This window comes from Actinoallomurus rhizosphaericola, assembly GCF_024055675.1.
GTDB classification, from domain to species: Bacteria; Actinomycetota; Actinomycetes; order Streptosporangiales; family Streptosporangiaceae; genus Actinoallomurus; species Actinoallomurus soli.
This window is the reverse complement of the sequence record NZ_JAMXMW010000001.1, coordinates 405,942-425,113: the sequence shown is the minus strand read 5'-3', so window position 1 is coordinate 425,113 and position 19,172 is coordinate 405,942. Positions and strand designations below refer to the sequence as shown.

Annotated in this window: 14 protein-coding genes; 2 read left to right on the top strand and 12 right to left on the bottom strand. The window is 72.1% G+C overall.

Going from position 1 to position 19,172, the window contains the following annotated elements; all coding sequences use genetic code 11:
• Together NE234_RS02060 and NE234_RS02055 are read right to left on the bottom strand one after the other, a co-directional pair.
• Positions 1–339: a P-II family nitrogen regulator gene (locus NE234_RS02060; RefSeq protein ID WP_252776317.1), complete on the bottom strand. Its 339-nt coding sequence runs from the start codon at positions 337–339 to the stop codon at positions 1–3.
• Positions 336–1,766 carry an ammonium transporter gene (locus tag NE234_RS02055; RefSeq protein ID WP_252776314.1) on the bottom strand — a complete coding sequence of 477 codons (1,431 nt, stop codon included), beginning with the start codon at positions 1,764–1,766 and terminating at the stop codon, positions 336–338. Before NE234_RS02055 ends, NE234_RS02060 begins: the two co-directional genes overlap by 4 nt.
• A 342-nt stretch (positions 1,767–2,108) precedes the next feature.
• Between NE234_RS02055 and NE234_RS02050 the strand changes: the two genes are divergently transcribed.
• Positions 2,109–4,472, top strand: a complete 2,364-nt coding sequence (locus NE234_RS02050) for an ATP-binding protein (protein WP_252776312.1) — start codon at positions 2,109–2,111, stop codon at positions 4,470–4,472.
• Between the two features lie 80 nt (positions 4,473–4,552).
• Here the strand turns inward: NE234_RS02050 and NE234_RS02045 are convergent, their stop codons facing one another.
• Both NE234_RS02045 and NE234_RS02040 read right to left on the bottom strand, forming a co-directional pair.
• Complete coding sequence (locus NE234_RS02045; RefSeq protein ID WP_252776310.1) at positions 4,553–5,629, bottom strand: cobalamin B12-binding domain-containing protein; 1,077 nt, start codon at positions 5,627–5,629, stop codon at positions 4,553–4,555.
• The gene (locus NE234_RS02040) at positions 5,626–7,374 is read right to left on the bottom strand and encodes a PP2C family protein-serine/threonine phosphatase (protein ID WP_252776308.1); all 1,749 of its coding nucleotides are present in this window, start codon (positions 7,372–7,374) and stop codon (positions 5,626–5,628) included. Before NE234_RS02040 ends, NE234_RS02045 begins: the two co-directional genes overlap by 4 nt.
• Positions 7,375–7,971: 597 nt before the next feature.
• On the opposite strand from NE234_RS02040, the gene NE234_RS02035 reads away from it, so the two are divergent.
• Complete coding sequence (locus NE234_RS02035) at positions 7,972–9,840, top strand: ATP-binding protein (RefSeq protein ID WP_252776306.1); 1,869 nt, start codon at positions 7,972–7,974, stop codon at positions 9,838–9,840.
• Between the two features lie 119 nt (positions 9,841–9,959).
• Here NE234_RS02035 and ftsY read toward each other — a convergent pair whose 3' ends face one another.
• From ftsY to mutM, 8 genes are all read right to left on the bottom strand, one after another.
• The gene (ftsY, locus tag NE234_RS02030; RefSeq protein WP_252776304.1) at positions 9,960–11,120 is read right to left on the bottom strand and encodes a signal recognition particle-docking protein FtsY; all 1,161 of its coding nucleotides are present in this window, start codon (positions 11,118–11,120) and stop codon (positions 9,960–9,962) included.
• A gap of 211 nt (positions 11,121–11,331) precedes the next feature.
• A complete protein-coding gene (locus NE234_RS02025) occupies positions 11,332–11,982 on the bottom strand; it encodes a DivIVA domain-containing protein (protein WP_252776302.1) in 651 nt (216 codons plus the stop codon).
• A 10-nt stretch (positions 11,983–11,992) separates the two neighbouring features.
• Positions 11,993–13,105, bottom strand: a complete 1,113-nt coding sequence (locus tag NE234_RS02020; RefSeq protein ID WP_252776300.1) for a globin domain-containing protein — start codon at positions 13,103–13,105, stop codon at positions 11,993–11,995.
• A gap of 39 nt (positions 13,106–13,144) precedes the next feature.
• Positions 13,145–13,543, bottom strand: a complete 399-nt coding sequence (locus NE234_RS02015) for a globin domain-containing protein (protein ID WP_252776298.1) — start codon at positions 13,541–13,543, stop codon at positions 13,145–13,147.
• A gap of 191 nt (positions 13,544–13,734) precedes the next feature.
• Complete coding sequence (gene smc, locus NE234_RS02010; protein ID WP_252776297.1) at positions 13,735–17,391, bottom strand: chromosome segregation protein SMC; 3,657 nt, start codon at positions 17,389–17,391, stop codon at positions 13,735–13,737.
• A 232-nt stretch (positions 17,392–17,623) separates the two neighbouring features.
• Positions 17,624–17,821, bottom strand: coding sequence for a hypothetical protein (locus tag NE234_RS02005; RefSeq protein ID WP_252776295.1), 198 nt, complete (start codon positions 17,819–17,821; stop codon positions 17,624–17,626).
• Positions 17,822–17,988: 167 nt separating this feature from the next.
• Entirely contained in the window at positions 17,989–18,267 is a 279-nt protein-coding gene (locus NE234_RS02000; protein ID WP_252776292.1) for an acylphosphatase, read from the bottom strand.
• Positions 18,268–18,316: 49 nt separating this feature from the next.
• Entirely contained in the window at positions 18,317–19,171 is an 855-nt protein-coding gene (mutM, locus tag NE234_RS01995) for a bifunctional DNA-formamidopyrimidine glycosylase/DNA-(apurinic or apyrimidinic site) lyase (RefSeq protein WP_252776290.1), read from the bottom strand.
• Position 19,172 lies beyond the last annotated feature (1 nt).

The following is a 19,172-nucleotide window of genomic DNA, read 5'->3' as shown; positions in this document are numbered from 1 at the left end:
TTACAGCGCCTCCGGCCCGGTCTCCCCGGTACGGACGCGGACGACGGTGTCGACCGGGACCGACCAGACCTTGCCGTCACCGATCTTGCCGGTCTGAGCCGCCTTGACGATCACGTCGACGATGTCGTCGGCGTCCTCGTCGTCGACGAGGACCTCGACACGGAGCTTGGGTACGAGGTCGACCTTGTACTCCGCGCCGCGGTAGACCTCGGTGTGGCCGCGCTGGCGGCCGTACCCGCTGGCCTCGCTGACCGTAAGGCCGTGTACGCCGAAGGTCTCCAGCGCCGCCTTGACGTCGTCCAGTTTGAACGGCTTGATCACCGCGGTGACGAGTTTCATGCCTCCGCCTCCACCTTCTTCTCGCCCGGGTCCACGGGCGTCTTGCCGCCGCCCGATCCATTGTCACCGGCCGCCTTGGAGCGATCGACGGTGAGCGCGGCCAGGATGCCCGATCCGCCACCGGACCCGTGAGACGGGCCGAACTCGTAGGCGCTCTCGGCGTGCTCGGCGAGGTCGATGCCGGAGACCTCGTCCTCCTCGCTGACCCGCAGGCCCATCACCTTGTCGAGGATCTTGGCGATGATCCAGGTGATGACGAAGGAGTACACCGCGACCAGCACCACGCCGATCGCCTGCTTTCCGAGCTGGGACAGCCCTCCGCCGTAGAACAGACCGGCCGGGCCGTCGCCCTTGGCGGGGGTGAGGATGCCGGTGACCGTCGGGGTGGCGAGGAAGCCGATGAGCAGGGCGCCCGCCGCGCCGCCGACCGCGTGCACGCCGACGACGTCGAGCGAGTCGTCGAAGCCGAGCTTGTGCTTGAGGCCCACGGCGACCGAGCAGAGCGCGCCGGCGATGACGCCGAGGATGACGGCGCCCACCGGGTTGACCGCGGCACAGGCGGGAGTGATCGCGACGAGGCCGGCGACGGCGCCGGAGGCCATGCCGAGCGCGGTGGGCTTGCCGTACCGGATCCGCTCGGTGATGATCCAGCCGAGCGCCGCCGCCGCGGTCGCGACCTGGGTGTTGACGAACGCCACGGATGCCTGGGCGTTGGCCGCCAGCGCGGAGCCTGCGTTGAACCCGAACCAGCCGAACCACAGCAGCCCGGCGCCGAGCAGTACGAACGGGACGTTGTGCGGCCGCATCGGCTCCTTCGGCCAGCCGACGCGCTTGCCGACGACCAGGGCCAGGGCGAGTCCGGCCATACCGGCGTTGATGTGGACCGCGGTGCCGCCGGCGAAGTCGAGGGTGCCGATGTGGTCGGCGAGGAAACCGCCGTCCTTGGTGGTCGTCGTGTCACCGAAGAAGAACACCCAGTGCGCGACCGGGAAATAGACGACCGTCGCCCAGATGGCCACGAACACGCACCAGCCGCCGAACTTGACGCGGTCGGCGACCGCGCCGCTGATCAGAGCCGGCGTGATGATCGCGAACATCAGCTGGAAGGCCACGAACGCCAGCTCGGGCGAGGTGCCGGAGGCGGAGATCAGGGTGTCCTTGAGGCCCACCTTGCCCAGGCCGCCGATGAACCCGTGGTTCCCCACGTCCTTGGCGAACGCGAGGGAGTAGCCGTAGAAGACCCACAGGACGCTGACGATGCCGATCGTGGCGAAGTTCATCATCAGCATGTTCAGGACGCTCTTCGACCGGACCATGCCACCGTAGAAGAACGCGAGGCCGGGGGTCATCAGAAGCACGAGGGCTGCACTCGCGAGCAGCCAGGCGGTGTCGCCCGAATTCATCAGTTTGAGAACGTCCGGCGGCATGCGGTCGTCCCTTCGGTGAGGTGATCGTTACTGCTCTGGTCGATACTGATCTGGAGCTTCGAGCAGCGCGGTTTCACCGACGGGGCATGAGTGTTTCGGCGGTGTGAAACCCTGCGAGCCGGTGTTTCAGGTGTGTTTCGGTTTCCTCACTGCAAATGGCCAAAAATTGGTGCGGCTCCGGGCCTGCGCGCCATTCCCGTCACTCCGGCACCACCGGCACCGCTGCGCGGCGGCGCGACCGCGCCCGGATGCCGGCTCACCGGCAGGGCGCACATACGCTGTGACCTGGACCGTCCCTCTGGAGCGACGATGCCGCGCCGGATCCGGTCCCGAGGCGAAGTTATGACGGGGGCTTTCGACACCACCCGGCCCGGACAGATCCACGGGGTCCCGGCCGAGGTGACGAGTTTCGTTGGGCGTCGGCACGAGGTGGCCGAGGTCAAACGTCTCCTGTCCGTGTCACGGCTCGTCACCCTGTCCGGGGTCGGCGGCGTCGGCAAGACCCGGCTCGCCACCCGGGTGGGCGCCCTCGTCCACCGTGCCTTCCCCGACGGCGTGTGGCTGGTCGAGCTCGCCGCGCTGAACGATCCGGGCCTGCTGGTCCCGGCGGTGTGCGAGGCCCTGCGGATTCCCGATCGTTCGGTCCGGCCGCCGCTGCAGGTGCTCGTCGACCACCTCGAGGACGCCCAGGCTCTGCTCATCCTGGACAACTGCGAGCACCTGGTGGGCGAGTGCGCGGTCCTGGCCGAGGCGTTGCTGCGCGCCTGCCCGCGCCTGCGGATCCTCGCCACCAGCCGCCAGGCCCTCGGCGTCGCCGGCGAACAGACCCTCTCGGTCCCCAGCCTGCCGGTGACCGGTCACGCCGCCGGCGGCTCCCACTCCGGCGTCGTCGTCGGTGACGCGGTGCGGCTGTTCGCCGAACGCGCCGAAGCGGTCGTGCCCGGCTTCACCCTCACCGAGGACAACCTCCCCACCGTCGAACGCATCTGCCACCGCCTCGACGGCCTCCCGCTGGCCATCGAACTGGCCGCCGTACGCCTGCGCGCCCTGTCGGTCCACCAGCTCCTCGCCCGCCTCGACGACCGCTTCCGCCTCCTGACCTGCGGCTCCCGCTCGGTCCTGCCCCGCCACCAGACCCTGCGCGCCCTCATCGACTGGAGCTACGGCCTGTGCACCGAACCCGAACGCCTCCTCTGGGAACGCACCTCCGTCTTCTCCGGCGGCCTTGACCTCGAAGCCGCCGAAACCGTCTGCGCCGGCGACGGCATCGACCGCGACGACATCCTCGAACTCGTCATCGGACTCGTCGACAAATCCATCCTCCTCCGCGAAGAACACTCCGGCACCGTCCGCTACCGCCTCCTGGAGACCATCCGCCAATACGGCCAAGAACGCCTCAACGCCTCCGGCACCACCACCCGAGTCCAACGACGCCACCGCGACCACTACCGCGACCTGATCACCCGAGCCGAACACGACTGGTTCGGACCCGACCAGGTGTCGTGGTTCAACCGGCTCCGGACCGAACACGGCAACCTCCGCGCCGCCCTCGATCACTGCCTCGTCACGCCCGGAGAGGCCCGCGCCGGCCTCGACATGGCCTCCGGCCTGCTGTTCTACTGGATCGCGGCCGACCTCCTCCACGAGGGACGACGGTGGCTCGAGAAGCTGCTCGGAGCCGACTCCGCCCCTCCGGCCGCCCGCGCCGCCGCCCTGTGCGTGTCCGCCCGGCTGGCCGTCCTCCAGAGCGACTTTGCGGCCGCCGAGCCGATGCTCCGGGAGAGCAGGGCCCTCGCCCGGGACGAGCCGGTCGTCCTGGCCCAGTGCGAATACGTCACGGGCCTGGCCGCGCTGATCCGCTCCGATCTGACCGGGGCCGTGGCGATCCTGGAGGACGCACTGGCCCGCCATCGCGGACTGGCGCACGAGAAGGGCGTCGCGAACTCTGCGATGTACCTCGCCACGGCGTACTCCCTGCTCGGCCGTTCGGAGGAGGCCGTCGCCCTGTTCGAGGAATGCCTGCGGCTCTGCGAGGCCAGACAGGACCACTGGTTCCGCTCCTACGCGCTGTCCGTCTACGGGATCGAGGTCTGGCGGCGCGGCGACCTCAAGCGCGCGACGGAACTGGAACAGCACGCCATCCGCCTGAAACAGCCCTTCGACGATCGTCTCGGCATGTCGCTGTGCGTGGAGGTCCTCGCCTGGATCGCCGCCGACGAGGGCGACCCGGAGCGCGCCGCCCGCCTGCTCGGAGCTCTCCGGGGGATCCGGCGCGCGCTGGGCGGGCCCCCGTACGCGTACCTCGCGGTGTACCGCGAGCGATACGAGACGGCGGTACGGGACCGGCTCGCCGGCCCTCGGTTCGACGCGCTCTTCCAGGAGGGTTGCGGCTTCTCCGCGACGGAGACGGCGGCGTACGCCCTCAGGGAGACCGAGGTCGAGACCGCGCCGGGCGTCCCCGCCGAGCGCGCCCTGTCACCGCTGACCCGCCGGGAGACGGAGGTGGCCCGGCTCGTGGCGAAGGGGATGAGCAACAAGGAGATCGCCGCCACGCTCGTGGTCGCCCAGCGGACCGCGGAAGGGCATGTGGAGCGCATCCTGCGCAAGCTCGGCTTCACCTCCCGCGCGCAGATCGCCGCGTGGGTCGCGGAACTCAACGAAGAGGTTCCCGACCCCCATCCCGGGGCCCGCCCGGGCCGCCGGTGACCCGGCACGCGCCATGGGCACCGGGCGCGCCGCGGGCACCAGTCGCGTGAACCGGTGGCGCCGGCGATCTCAGCGGCGTCTCACGGCCGGGCGGAAGGCACACCTCGGAGTGCGTCGCGGCCGTCGCGCAGCAGGGCGACGGCGCGGGGGAAGTCCTTGAGCTGTTCGGTCAGCAGGTCCAGGGCCGGGTCGAGCGAGTGCGCCGGGACGCCGCGGGCGGTGAGGATGTCGGCGGTCCAGGCGACCAAGCGGGTGAACAGGTCCGAGTCGTCCAGGTAAAGAGCGGCGCCGAGACACTCGGTGACGTAGGCGAGTTCCTCGGCGGTGTGCCGGTGTTGCCGGTCGCTGTAGTCGGCCATGGCCGGGAACCGGTCCGGCAGCGTGGCGAGGACCGCGGCGACCAGGCGGTTCGCGTTGCGGGCGACCAGGGTGTACTCCTGGTCGGCCAGGTGCGGCAGGTCGTCCAGGGGCTCGCGAGCCGCCGGCGGGACGTGGGCCCGGGCGACGATCTCGCCGAGACGGAGCGCGGCGGTACGGCCCTCCGGCGCCCAGCCGTCGGCGCGCAGCCGGGTGGCGTAGCGGCCGCCGGGCCCGAACGCCGCCCCGCCGACCATGACCGGGACGCCCGCGGCCTGGCACGCCGTGATCGTGTTGTGCGCGGCGGGCAGGCGGGTGGGAATGGAGGAGGACAGGGCCACGACGTCGGGGCGCCTGCGGTACAGATGGTCGATCAGGTTGGGGACGGGGACGTGGGCGCCCAGGAAGTCGACCTGCCAGCCGCGCAGCCGCAGAGTCTCCGCCAGCAGGCGGGCGGGCAGGGCGTGCCACTCCCCCTCGGCGCACGCGACCGTGACCCGGCCCCGGCGCGGCCGGATGCGCGCGGACGCGCGGTACGCGAGGGCCGCGACGACGCGGTCGTTGATGGCCGTCGCGGTGTGCTCCTGGGCGACGCTGATCCGGTTGGCGGCCCACTCGACGCCGACCTTCTCCTGCACCGGCGCGATCACGTCGAGCAGCGCGGATTCGGCGTTCAGGCCGGCGTCCACCGCCGGCAGCACGACGTCGGCGGCGGCGTACTCGTCGCCTTCACGAACGGCGTCCCACAGGCGGGTGGAGAGGACGTCCGTGCGGATACGGTCCGGCGTTGAAGCGGTCATCGTCGGGTCTCCTCGTCGACTGATCGGCACTCGGCCGCGGCGGGAGGACCGGTGCGCGGTGCGCTTGATCGGCACTCGGTCGCGACGGGAGGACCGGTGCGCGGTGCGCTTGATCGGCGCTCGGTCGCGGCGGGAGGGGCGGTGCGCGGTGCGCTGATCGCCACGACGGCCATGTCATCGTGGTCGCGGTCGCCGGCCCATTCCGCCGCGAGCATCTGCACGCGCTCCACGACGGCCTCGGCGGGCATCCCCGCGCACTCGGACAGCGCGTCCTTCAGTCGCTCCTCGCCGAACATGATGTCGCCCAGCGGCCCGCCGCGGGCCTCGGTGATGCCGTCGGTGTAGAGCACGCACGTCTCCCCCGGCGCGAGCTCTACCCCTGCGGTCGTCGCGTGGACATCGGATACGGCCCCGATCAGGGAGCCGCGCGTGGCGGCCTCCTCGACCACTCCGCCGCGTCGCACGATCAGCGGCGGCGGATGCCCGGCACTGGTCAGCCGCAGCCGCACCCGGTCACCGGCGCGCACCGCCGACGCGAGCACCAGGGTGGCGTACCGGCCCCATTCCGTGGTGAGCAGCGCCCCGTTGAGCAGCGACAGCGTCCGCAGGTGGTCGCGCGCCATGGGCAGCAGCGCCCGCAACGTGATGCGGATCTTGAAGGTGGTGATCGCCGCCTCCAGGCCCTTGCCGCACACGTCGCCGAGGACGACGAGGGACTCGGTCTCCTCGTCCTCGCCCGGGTGGACGTCGTAGAAGTCACCGCCCACCAGTTCGCCGCGCACCGACGCGCGGTAGCCACCGGCGATGTCCACGCCGTGGACGCGGTGCAGCTGGGGCGGCAGCAGCTCGCGCGTGAGGATCGTCTTGATCTCCGCCCGCTCGGCGTACGCGCGGGCCGCCGACAGCGCCGCGCCCGCCCGTGCCGCGAACAGCCGGGCGAAGACCTCCTCGTTCCGGCTGAATCCGGGCCCGTCGCCGCGGCGCAAGAGGATCAACGCCCCCTCCGCGATGCCGTGCCCGGGCAGCGGTGTGACGACGACCGCGCCGACCGGTCCGCCGAAGCCCTCCGGCACGGCCCACGACGGCAACCGGCCGGGGTCGATCCAGCGGGAGGGGATCGGCGGGAAGCCCTGCAGCGCCTCGCTCAGACCGGGCATGTCGGCGGGGTCGGCCGGCACCGTGCGCCGGTAGACCCCGCCCCCGCGGACGGCGAAGGCCGCCGGCAGCCGCCGGTCCAGAACGGGCGGCATGAGCACGGCCGCGTCGGCCAGGTGCTCGGCCGCCAGCCGTACCGCGACCTCCATGCACCGGTCGACATCGAACGTCGACAGCAGGGCGTTGGACTCGTCCGCCAGCAGCGCGGTGCGCCCGCGCTCCGTGGACAACTGGATCTCCGCCAGCCGCCGGGCGGTGTCCTCGACCAGCCACCACACCACGTTCCCGTCCGGCGTGCGGCTCGGGTACGCCTCGAAGCTGCGCCGCCCCACCCGGCCCCACGCCGGTTCGCCCTCGGTACCGAGCCCTTCCGCCGTACGGTTCGCCTCCGCGAGCCACCGGGGCGTCGTCGCGGCGAGCGTCGCGCCCGGCTCCGCGCGCGGGAACAGACAGGCGGCGGCCTCGTTGAGCTTGACCACCCGGCCGTCGGTGTCGGCCATCACCGCGGGGTAGGGAGCGGCGCCCCACAGCGCATGGGTGACCCGCCCGGGTCCGAGCCGGTCCTTCGGGGGAACGTCGGTAACGTCCACGTGTCAGGCTCGCGACCTCGCGAGCCACCACCTTCTCCCGGTCGGAACGGCGTCTTGAGACGGCCGTCCCCGCGTCGCGGCGGCGGAACCTCCGCTACCGTCTTCCTGCCACCTTAGCCGCACGGCCGCACGGCCGCCGGGTCGCCGGGTCGTCGGTGGGCACGGCACGGACCCTGCGGAGCGACACTGCGTAGACTCGGCTTCAGTTCCCGCGCGCGGATCGCGGCGCGGGCCGCAGAACTCAACGAAGAGGCTCCCCGATCTCGAGTACGGGAGCCGCCCAGGCCATCGCTCGATCCGGCCCGGGGCCCGCATCGAGCGATCGACGAGCCCAGGCACCGGCCGCGATGATCGTGTCGATCACCGACCTCCCTACCGCGAGAAGACATGCCTGCTCAGGACGTACTGGCCAGGAGTCGCCGGTGTACTGACCGTTCGAGCTTCGTCGGCCGCGGCCGTGAGTTGTCCGAGGTGAGACGGCTCCTCCCCCGGACACGTCTGCTGACGCTCACGGGTGCCGGCGGTGTCGGCAAGACACGGCTCGCGCTCCGTGCCGCGGGGTCCGTGCGGGGCTGGTTCCCCGACGGAGTACAGATCGTGGAACTCTCCACGCTCGAGGAGGGCAGCCTCCTCGTGCCGACCGTGGCCGCCGCCGTGGGGATACGGGAGATGGACCGGCAGGCGATGCCGCTCCTCCTCGGCCGCCTCGCCGACAAGCGGATGCTGCTCCTGCTGGACGGTTGCGAGCACCTCCTCGAATCCTGCGCGAGTCTCGTGGATCGGCTGCTCCGGGCCGCCCCGCGTCTGCGGATCATGGCCACCAGCCGTCACCGGCTCGGTGTGCTCGGCGAACAGGTGCTGCCGATCGCCTCCCTGCCCGTCGCCGACGAGCACGCGCCGACCCGCTCGATCGCCCGGAACGAGGCGGTACGGCTCTTCACCGACCGGGCCGTCACCGTGTGCCCCGGTTTCAGCGTCACCTCCGCCAATGCCGTCACCGTCGCCCGCATCTCCCAGCGCCTGGACGGCATCCCGCTGGCGATCGAACTCGCCGCCACCCGCCTGAGGAACACCCCGCTCGACCGGCTCCTGGGCGAACTCGACGACCGCTTCGCCGTTCTCACCGGCGGCGACCGTGACGCGCCGCCCCGCCAGCAGACACTTCGCGCCACGATGGACTGGAGCCGTAGCCTGTGCTCCCCCGCCGAGCGCCACCTGTGGGCGCGCCTGGCGACCTTCCCGGGCGGAGTGGATCTCGACACCGCCGAGGAGACCTGCGCCGGCGGGGAGATCGAGCGTGAGGAGATCTTCGATCTGATCGCCGGGTTGGTGGACAAGTCGGTCCTGACCACCGAGTGCTCTCGGATCGGCACGCGGTACCGCATGCTGGACAGCATCCGCGCGTACGGCCGCGAGAATCTGACCGGCACCGAGGAGAAGCGGTTGCGCGGGCGGTGCTGCGCCCACTACAGGTCGCTGGTCGAGCGCTGCCGGATCGATCAGATGACCTCCGACCAGCTCGACCGTTTCCACACGCTGCAGACCGAACTGCCGAACCTGCGTGCGGCGATGGAGGCGTGTTACGGCCGGCCGGCCTCGGCACCGGCCGGGCTGGAGGTCGCCTCGGCCCTGTGGGGGTTCTGGCTGCTCGGCGGAGCCCTCACCGAGGGACGGCACTGGCTCGAACGAGGACTGCGGCTCGTTCCCGAGCCCGGGCGCGCGCGGCTCACCGCCCTGTGGGCCGACGCCCTGCTCGCCCTGCACCAGCGTGACCTTCCCGCCGCGGGCGCCCGGATCGAGGAGTGCCAGACCCTCGCCGAGGAGACGGGGGACGCCACGGCCGCCGCGTTCGCCACGACGGTCTCCGGCATCGCCGCGCTGTCGGCCGGGGACGACCGGCGCGGGCTCGCCCTGCTGGAACAGGCCCGGCTCCGTCACTGGGACTCCGGGGACCTCAACGCCGTCGGGATCAACCTCTACCTCGCGTCGATGTTCTGCGTCGCCAGGGATCCGGATCTCGGGGCGGCCCTGGGCGAGGAGCTCATGGCCCTGTGCGACGCCCGGGACGCGCCGTTGTTCCGCGCGTACGCGTTGTTCGCCATCGGGATCGCGGCGTGGAAGCAGGGCGACTGGCGGCGGGCTGAGACGATGATGCTGCAGGTCGCCGCGCCCTGGTCCGTCATCGAGGACCGTTGGGGGCTCGCCCAGTTCCTGGAGGTCCTGGCGTGGACCGCGGGTGCCGGAGGGGCCCAGGAGCGCGCGGCCCGCCTGCTCGGCGCGGCGGACCGGGTCTGGCACGAGCTGGGTTTCTCGCCGACCCAGCTGCCGTACCACGCCTGCTCGCACCAGCAGTGCGAGACGCGCGCCCGTGAGTCGCTGGGGTCCCGGGCCTTCGGGAGAGAGTTCCGTGGCGGCGCCCGGCTGGACCTGACCACCGCCGTCGCCGACGCCCTCGATGAGGGCTGACCGCCCCTGACGACGGCGACCGCCCGTGGCGGCCGGCCGGTCCGAACAGGACCGGCCGGAATCCCCGACCGATCGGTTCCCGCGCGACCGGCCGCGGCCGGTCGCGAAAGAAGGGCCGGTCAGCCGCCCAGGATGGCGTCGACGAAGGCCTCGGGGTCGAAGGGCGCGAGATCGTCGGGACCCTCACCGAGGCCGACGAGCTTGACCGGGACGCCGAGCTCCCGCTGGACCGCGATGACGATGCCGCCCTTGGCGGTTCCGTCGAGCTTGGTCAGCGCGATGCCGGTGACGTTGACGACCTCCGCGAAGACGCGGGCCTGGCGCAGGCCGTTCTGCCCGGTCGTCGCGTCCAGGACGAGGATCACCTCGTCGACCTCGGCCTGCTTCTCGACGACGCGCTTGACCTTGCCGAGCTCGTCCATCAGCCCGGTCTTGGTGTGCAGCCGGCCGGCGGTGTCGACGATGACGGTGTCGACGCGGTCCTCGATGCCCTTCTTGACCGCCTCGAACGCGACGCTCGCGGGGTCGGCGCCCTCCTCCCGGCGCACCACCTCGGCGCCGACCCGGGAGCCCCAGGTCTGCAGCTGGTCGGCGGCGGCGGCACGGAACGTGTCGGCCGCGCCGAGGAGGACGCTGCGCCCGTCCCCGACGAGGACCCGTGCGAGCTTGCCACAGGTGGTGGTCTTGCCGGTGCCGTTGACGCCGACGACCAGGATCACCGCGGGCTGGGTGCCGTGCGGCTGCGTCCGCAGCGAACGATCCCAGTCCTTGCCGATCTGGGCGAGGAGCTCGTCCTTCAGCAGCCCGCGCACCTCATCCGGGGTGCGGGTGCCGTAGACCTTCACCTTGGTCCGCAGGTCGTCGACGATCTGCCGGGCGGGCGCGACGCCGACGTCGGCCTGCACGAGGGTGTCCTCGATGTCGTCCCACGCGTCGTCGTCGAGCGTGTCGCGGGACAACAGGGTGAGAAGGGTCTTACCGAGGGCGTTCTGGGATCGGGACAGCCGTGCCCGCAGGCGGATGAGGCGGCCGGCGGACGGCGGCGGGATCTCGATCTCGGGCGGCGCGGGCGGCGCCTCGGGGGTCGGCGCCCGCGTGGGCGGCGCGACGACCTCCTCTTCCTCGATGACGGCCGTGCCGCCGCGCGGTGCCTCCGGCGCCTTCGGCGCTTCCGGTGCGCGCGGCGGCGGTGCGGCACCGCGCGCGCCTCGCACCAGGAAGAACACGCCCGTCGCGACGGCGAGCACGACGATGGCGATGGCGAGAATGACGTATTCCATAGCGTGTCCCAGTCTCGCAGAAGGTACGGGCTCCCCCTCCCGTCCCTACCCGGTCACCGTCCGCCCGGCCACGTCGTCCTCGCGTGTGCTGAGCGGAAGGCTCGGAGAACATCCCCGAGGCGCCCCGGCGAACCGGGGCATCCGCCGACGTTCCCATCGGCGACGAGAACATTCTCCGAGTCTTCCGTACGGCGTGGCGGGAGGCCCGTTGTCAGCTCATCCGGGGAAGCGCCGCGCGGGTGCCGGCGAGGGAGTCGCGCTCGGACTTCTCCCACTCCTCGACGTTGCGCAGCAGCGCCTCCAGGTAGCTGCGCAGGTGCGTGCGGTAGACGTCGCTGAAGGTCCGCAGGTAGGCGATCTCGCGTTCGAGGTCGCGGCGCTCGTCGCCGGACATGGGCTCGGTCGACGGGGCGACCTGCTCCGCGGCGTACGACGCCTGCCGGTGCGCCTCCTCCAGGACGAGGGTGGCGCGGGACCGGGCGTCGGCGAGGATCTCGTCCCGGCCGCGCCGGGCCTCCTCGGCGATCTCCCGGCTGTACCGCTGCGCGTCCGCGACGTACTGGTCCGCGGTCTGCTGCGCGTTCGACAGGATCCGCACGGCCTGGATGTGGGCGTCCTCGGGCTGGATCGTGCCGGCGTCGGCACCGCCGCCGGCGAGGCGCTCACGAAGACGGCCGACCTCGTTCTCCAGGTCCGCCTTCTCGTTCAGGACCCGGACCAGCTCCTGCTCGACCTGGCCCAGGAACGCCTTCACCTGATCTTCGTCGAATCCCCGGCGGCCGAGCGGAGCGCGCTGGAAGTTGACCGCCTGCAGCTCAGCCGGCGTGATGCGCTGAGCGGCGTGCATTTCGGGGGAGGTCATTCGTCTCCTCTTAAGCGTCCGCGTACTTGTCGATTCGGATGCGGTCTTGGCTCAGCCCGAGCTGTAGGAGCCGATCGACGGTCGCGTCGATCATCCCGGACGAGCCGCACACATAGGCGTCATGGTTCTGCCACATCCCGAACCGCCCGATGACGTCGGGCAGCGTGCCGTGCTCTGCCGCCGCGCCGGGGTCGTGGTCGGAGACCGCCGGGATCACGGTGAGCCACGGCGCCCCGGCCGCCCGCTTCTGCAGATCGTCCAGGTCGTAGAGCCCGTCGAGGTACCGCGCGCCGAAGAAGAGGTGGACGCGCGGCGGGTTGGGCAGAGCGGCGATCTGCTCGAGGATCGCCTTGAGCGGCGCCAGGCCCGTGCTGCCGCCGATGAGCAGCACGTCGCGTCCGGACCGCTCGTTGAAGGTCATCGTGCCGACCGGCGGGCCCAGTTTGATCCAGTCGCCGACGCGGACCGCCCGGACGAGGACCGGGCTGACCGGACCGCCGTCGATCAGCTGGACGTGGAAGTCCAGGGTGTTGTCGGGCCGGGGGGCGTTGGCCATCGAGTAGTAGCGCCACATCCGCATCCGGGCCGGAACCTCGAGCGAGACCGACTGGCCGGGCTGGAACGCGAACGGCCGGTCGGGAAGGACCCGGAACACCGCCAGATCGAAGCGCCGGCGTTCGTGCGCGACGATCTGGGCATTCCACCAGGAAGGGTGCACCGAGGCGTCCTCCTGGGCGGCGTCGAGCATGACCTTCGAGACCAGGTTGTACGCGTCCGTCCAGTCCCGCGCCAGTTCCTCGGTCCACGAGTGTCCCGAGAAGTAGCGGAGGGTGGTGACGAGGCTCGCCCCGACTTCGGGATAGTGCAGGGCCTCCACTCCGTACTTGCGGTGGTCCCGGCCGAGCTGCTGCACGAACGGAACCAGGTTGTGAAGGTCGTCCACCTGCGACACGATCCGTCCGAGCGCGGCCAGCAGCCGGTCGCGCTGGTGGCTCATGCCGACGGGGAACATATCCCGCAGCCGCGGGTTGCGCAGGAAGAGATCGGAGTAGAAGAACAGCGCCACGGCGTCACCGTGCTGCGCCACCTGCGCGAAGTTGTCCTTCAGTCGTTGAGCATCCACACATTCTCCTGAAGCCGGGCGGGCCGTCGCCGCGGCGTTCTACTGTCCGGCGGCCTTGATCATGACGTCGGAGACCACGCCGTACGCCTCGACCCAGTCCTTCTCCAGCTCGGCGGTCCAGTCGTCGCCGCTGAAGTACTTCAGCGTCGCGACGAGGCTGGCGCCGACCTCGGGGTAGTGCTCGGCGTGGATGCCGAACCCGGCGTGCGCCCGGCCGAGTTCCTCCAGGTACGGGATGAGCCGCTCCGGGTCGTCCACCAGGGCCACGATCTGGCTGAGCGCGCCCAGCAGAACCTCCTGCTGGCGCCTCATCGACGCCGGGAACAGTGAGCGGTAGTGCGGGTTGCGCTCGAACAGGTCCGCGTAGAAGTACTCGGCCACGTCCATGCCGTGGCCGCCGACCTGGGCGAAGTTGTCTTTGAGACGCTGAGGGTCCACAGTGACCTTTCCGAGGGTGTCGATCGCGCCGTGTGGGACGGCCGTGACTCTAGCGAAGCCAAGCGCGATTTGGGACAAGATGGTACAAAACCTGCAAATTGTTTGCCGTACCGGCCTTACGACGACAAGACCGGAGAATCCCACCCCAGGCCGACCCACGCCCTCGTACGGACGGTTCAGGCATCGATCGGTCAGGCCGGCTCGGGCTCCCGGAGGCGCTGGCTGACGACCTGGGTCACACCGTCGCCGCGCATGCTGACGCCGTACAGGGCGTCCGCGCCCTCCATCGTGCGCTTCTGGTGAGTGATCACGATCAGCTGCGACGACTCGCGCAGTTCCTCGAAGATGCCGAGCAGCCGCTGAGTGTTGGTGTCGTCCAGGGCGGCCTCGACCTCGTCGAGCACGTAGAACGGCGACGGCCGCGCCTTGAAGATCGAGGCGAGGAACGCGATGGCCACGAGCGAGCGCTCGCCGCCGGACAGCAGCGACAGGCGCTTGACCTTCTTGCCCGGCGGCCGCGCCTCCACCTCGACCCCGGTGGTGAGCAGGTCCTCCGGGTCGGTCAGCGACAGCCGCCCCTCCCCGCCCGGGAACAGCCGGGAGAAGACGCCCTCGAACTCCCGCGCGACGTCCTCGTAGGCCGACGCGAACACCTGCTGGACCCGGTCGTCGACCTCCTTGACGACGGTGAGCAGGTCCCGGCGGGTCTTCTTCAGGTCCTCCAGCTGTGAGGTCAGGAACGCGTGCCGCTCCTCCAGCGCCGCGAACTCCTCCAGCGCGAGCGGGTTGACCTTGCCGAGCTGGGCCAGCTGGCGCTCGGCCTGCTTGGCGCGCCGCTCCTGCCTGGCCCGGTCGTACGGCTCGGGCGCGGCGTCCTCCGGGGCGTCCGGGGCCGGGGGCACCGGCTGTTCGGGGCCGTACTCGGCGACGAGCACGGCCACCTCCAGCCCGAACTCCTCCATCGCCCGTTCCTCGAACTGCTGGAGGCGCAGCCGCTGCTCGGCCCGCGCGACCTCGCTGCCGTGCGCGACGTTGACGAGCTTCTCGTGCTCACCGGTGAGCTCGCGCACGCTGGTCCGTACGGCCTTCAGCTCCTCCTCGCGGGCGGTGCGCGCCTGCTCGTGGGTCTCGCGCTCGGCCACCGCAGCGGCGATCGAGACCTCGATGCCGGCCAGTGCCCGCTGGACGCCGACGCCCACGGCCTGCGCCACCCGGGCATCGCGGGCGAGGCGGCGGCGGCGCTCGGCGGCGCGGGCGCGCTCCTGGCGCTCGCGGTCGGCGGCCCGCTCCAGCGCGTCGGCCCGGCCCGCGATGGCCGAGACCCGCTCCTCGGCGGTACGGACGTTCAGCCGCGCCTCCATCTCGGCCGACCGCAGCTCCTGGCACCGGTCGTTCAGCTCGTCGCGGCGCGCGGTGTCCTGATCGTCCTCGTCGAGGGGCTCCGCCTCGGCGATCTCCAGGCGCTCGCGCAGCTCCGCCGCCGCGGCCAGGTCGCGGTCCCGCGCCTCCTCGGCGGCGGTCAGGGACCGGGCCAGGCGCTCGGCCTCCTGCCGGGCGGCCTGGGCGGCGGCCTGCAGCCGAGCCACCTGCTTGGCCTCCTGGGCGGCCTCGGCGGCCGCCTCCCGCATCCGGGCCCGCACCTTGTCCAGACCCGCCTGCGCGCGGTTCACGCCGCTCTGGGCCTCGCCGACCGCCGCCTGGGCGGCCTCCAGCACGGCCTGGGCCCGTTGCTCGGCCGCGACGGCCTCCTCCAGGGCGACGGCGGTGCCCTCGGCCCTGGCCTCCGCGGCGGCGAGCCGCTCGGCGGCCTCGTCGCGGGCGGACCGCATCTGCAGCAGGCTCTGCCGCTTGCCGCCACCGCCGACCGCCCAGTGCGCGCCGAGCAGGTCCCCGTCGCGGGTCACCGCGCGCAGCTCGGGCCGGGACCGTACGAGCGCGGCCGCGGCGGGCAGGTCCTCGACGATCACGACGTCCGCCAGCAGGTGGCGGATCGCGGGCCGCAGCGTCTCCGGGGCGGTGACCAGGTCGGCGGCCGGGCGGGCGCCGTCCGGGAGGGCGGGCGGCTCGCGGTGACCGTCGGGTCCGGCGCCGACGACGACACCGGCCTGCCCGGCGTCCTCGGCGCGCAGGACGGTCAGGGCGGCCTCGGCGGTGTCGAGCGAGGCGACGGCGACGGCCTCGGCGGCCGCGCCCAGCGCCGCCGCGATCGCGATCTCGGCGCCCGGCTCGACCGACAGCAGGGACGCGGTCGTGCCGAGCACGCCGTCGAGGCCGGCGGCGAGCAGGACCTCCCCGCCGTCCGCCGCGCTGCCCATCGTCTGGTCCAGGGCCTCCACGCGCGCCTGCAGCGCGGTGACCTCCTTCTGCGCCGCCTGGTCGGCGCCGCGAGCGGCGGCCACGCGGTCCCGCACATCCTTCAGCAGCCGCCGGGGCTCCTCCACGGCCTCCCGCGCGTGCTCGACGGCCTCCTTGGCCTGCTCCAGGACCTCCTGGGCGCGCTCGTGCTCGGCGGCCAGCTCCGGGTCCTCGGCGGTCTCGGTGTCCTGGGACTCGTACTCGGCCTGGGCCGCCGCCGCGCGTTCCCGCGCGTCCGCGAGCGCCTCGGCCAGCCGGCCGATCTCCGCCTCCGTGGCCTGCACCTTGCTGCCCAGCGCCTCGACCCGGCCGCGCAGCCGGGCCAGCCCCTCGCGGCGGTCGGCGGCGGCGCGGGCGGCGTCCTGCAGGCGATACTCCTCCTGCTTCAGCGCGGCCTCGGCGGCGGCGCGCCGGTCGACGGCCTCGGCGAGGAGGTCCTGTGCCGCCTCGAGCCGGGCGCCGAGGACCTCCTCCTGCGCCCGGATCTCCGCCGCCTCACGCTCCATGTCCTCCGGGTCGCGGCCCCGGCGCTCCTCCGCCTGGGCCTCCACGGCGTTGCGGTGCCGCTCGGCGGCGAGCTCGCCGACGCCGCGCAGGCGCTCGCGCAGCGACGACAGCTGGTACCAGGTGTCCTGCACCCGGGCGAGGACCGGCGCCTGCTCGGCGGCCTCGGCCTCCAGGGCGGCCTCCCGCTGCTGCGCCTGGGCCAGCGCCTGCTCGACGGCCGCGCGGCGCTCGCGGATCGTCGCCTCGTCGGCCGCCTCCTGCTCGAGCCGGGCCGTGAGGGTGACCAGGTCGTCGGCGAGGAGCCGCAGCCGCGCGTCCCGCAGCTCGGACTGGATGACCGCCGCCCGCCGGGCGATCTCCGCCTGCCTGCCGAGCGGCTTGAGCTGCCGGCGCAGCTCGGTGGTGAGGTCCTGCACGCGCGTCAGGTTGGCCTGCATCGCGTTGAGCTTGCGCAGGGCCTTCTCCTTGCGCTTGCGGTGCTTCAGGACGCCCGCGGCCTCCTCGATCACCGCCCGCCGCCCCTCCGGGCCGGAGTGCAGGACCCGGTCGAGCTGGCCCTGCCCGATGATGACGTGCATCTCGCGGCCGATGCCGGAGTCGGACAGCAGCTCCTGGACGTCCAGCAGCCGGCAGGGGTCGCCGTTGATGGAGTACTCGCTCTGGCCCGACCGGAACATCAGCCGGCTGATCGTGACCTCGGAGTAGTCGATGGGCAGCGCGCCGTCGGAGTTGTCGATCGTCAGGACGACCTCGGCGCGGCCGAGGGGCGGACGCGAGGACGTGCCCGCGAAGATCACGTCCTCCATCTTCCCGCCGCGCAGCGACTTGGCGCCCTGCTCGCCCATCACCCAGGCGAGCGCGTCGACGACGTTGGACTTGCCCGAGCCGTTCGGCCCGACGACACAGGTGATCCCCGGCTCGAGGCGCAGTGTGGTCGAGGACGCGAAGGACTTGAAACCCCGCAACGTGAGGCTCTTCAAGTACAAGCGCCCACCGATCCTTTCTGCCACCGCCGACGGGTGGACCACCCGCGCCGGAGGCCCCCGGCGCCCCGGCCGTATCAGCACGATACCGGCCGACACTCGCCGAAGCCGGGTATCCGGCAGCCGGATGTGCCGTGGTAAGGGCGCGGCCCGGTCGAATGCGGTCGGAAACGCGGTACGCGGCCAACAAAAAGGGACGTCTGTCGACGTCCCTTTTACGCGCTCGGCGCTGACCTCAGGTCAGTGCCGGTTCGCGGTCCTTGGTAGCGAGCGCCATGACTTCGTTGTCAGCAACAGCGGCAAGCGCGTCGTTTTCGGACTGGAGCCGTACGAGCTCGGCCTCCAGGTCACGGACACGTTGCTGCAGGCGCCGCATCTCCGCAACCATGCGGGGGTCGGGACCGCCGACGTGGCCGAGTAGAGCCTTCGCCATGATTAAGGGTCCTCCACGCTGAGTGACCAGCAGGAATGGTCGCGCACGAGAATCTTCTTGAGGTGCGCGTAACAACTAGGGTCGCACCGGCAGGGAAGCCGGTCAAGACAGATGTCACAGACCCGTAACAACCTGTCCGTACAAGTTTAGCAGACCTCCCAGACCGATCACCGTTCGACGAAGCCTCGAAGGCCGCCGCGCGACTCGGTCCAGCGCTCGGACACACCGGTCACCCGTCCCGGTGTCGTTCCGCCCCGGAGGAGATCCAGAAGGTCCTCGCACGCCTTTCTCGGCCCCTCGGCGATCACCTCGACCCGGCCGTCGACCAGGTTGCTCGCCGAGCCGAGCAGCCCCAGTTCCAGAGCGCGGGAGCGCACCCACCACCGGAAGCCGACGCCCTGGACCCGTCCGCGTACCCAGGCCGTCAGCCGCACGTGCTCGTCCATCCCCCGATCGTAGAGCGCGTCCGAGGACGTACGGCTCCGGCCGCGGGGGTCAGTAGTGGGCGCGGCGGGGGCGTGGCTGGCAGGTGGGACAGGTGAAGGAGGAGCGGTTCATGAAGGCGTCGCGGCGGATGGGGCTGCCGCACCGCGCACAGGGCTCGTCGCGCCGGCCGTAGACGTTGAGCGACCGCTCGAAGTAGCCGCTCTCGCCGTTCACGTTGACGTACAGGCTGTCGAAGGAGGTGCCGCCCGCCTTCAGCGCGGCGGTCATCACCTCGCGGACGCCCGTCAGCAGGCGCGTCACCTCCGCCCGCGTCAGCGTCTCGGTCGGCCGCGCCCAGTGCAGCCTGGCGCGCCACAACGCCTCGTCGGCGTAGATGTTGCCGACGCCGCTGATCAGGGTCTGGTCGAGGAGCGCGCGCTTCACCCCCGTGCGCCGGCGCCGCAGCGCCCGGTGGAACGCCTCCTCGTCGAAGGCGTCCTCCAGCGGGTCCGGGGCGATGTGCGTGATCGGCTCGGGGATGCCGTCCTTCGTGGCCGTGAGCATCAGGTGGCCGAAGGTGCGCTGGTCGATGAAGCGCAAATCCGGTCCCCCGTCGGTGAAGGTGAACCGGGCGCGCAGGTGCTTCTCCGGCGGCCGGTCCGGATCATCGACGATCAGCTGCCCGCTCATGCCGAGATGGGCCAGCAGCGCCTCGTCGTCGCCGACCGGCAGCCAGAGGTACTTGCCGCGTCGCCGCGCCGCCGCGATGGTCCGTCCGGTCATCCGCGCGGCCAGGTCCGCCGGGCCCTCGGCGTGGCGGCGCGCCGACCGCGGGTGCAGGACCTCGGCCGTCCGGACGGTACGGCCGGCGACCCAGCGCTCCACGCCCCGCCGTACGACCTCGACCTCGGGTAGCTCGGGCACG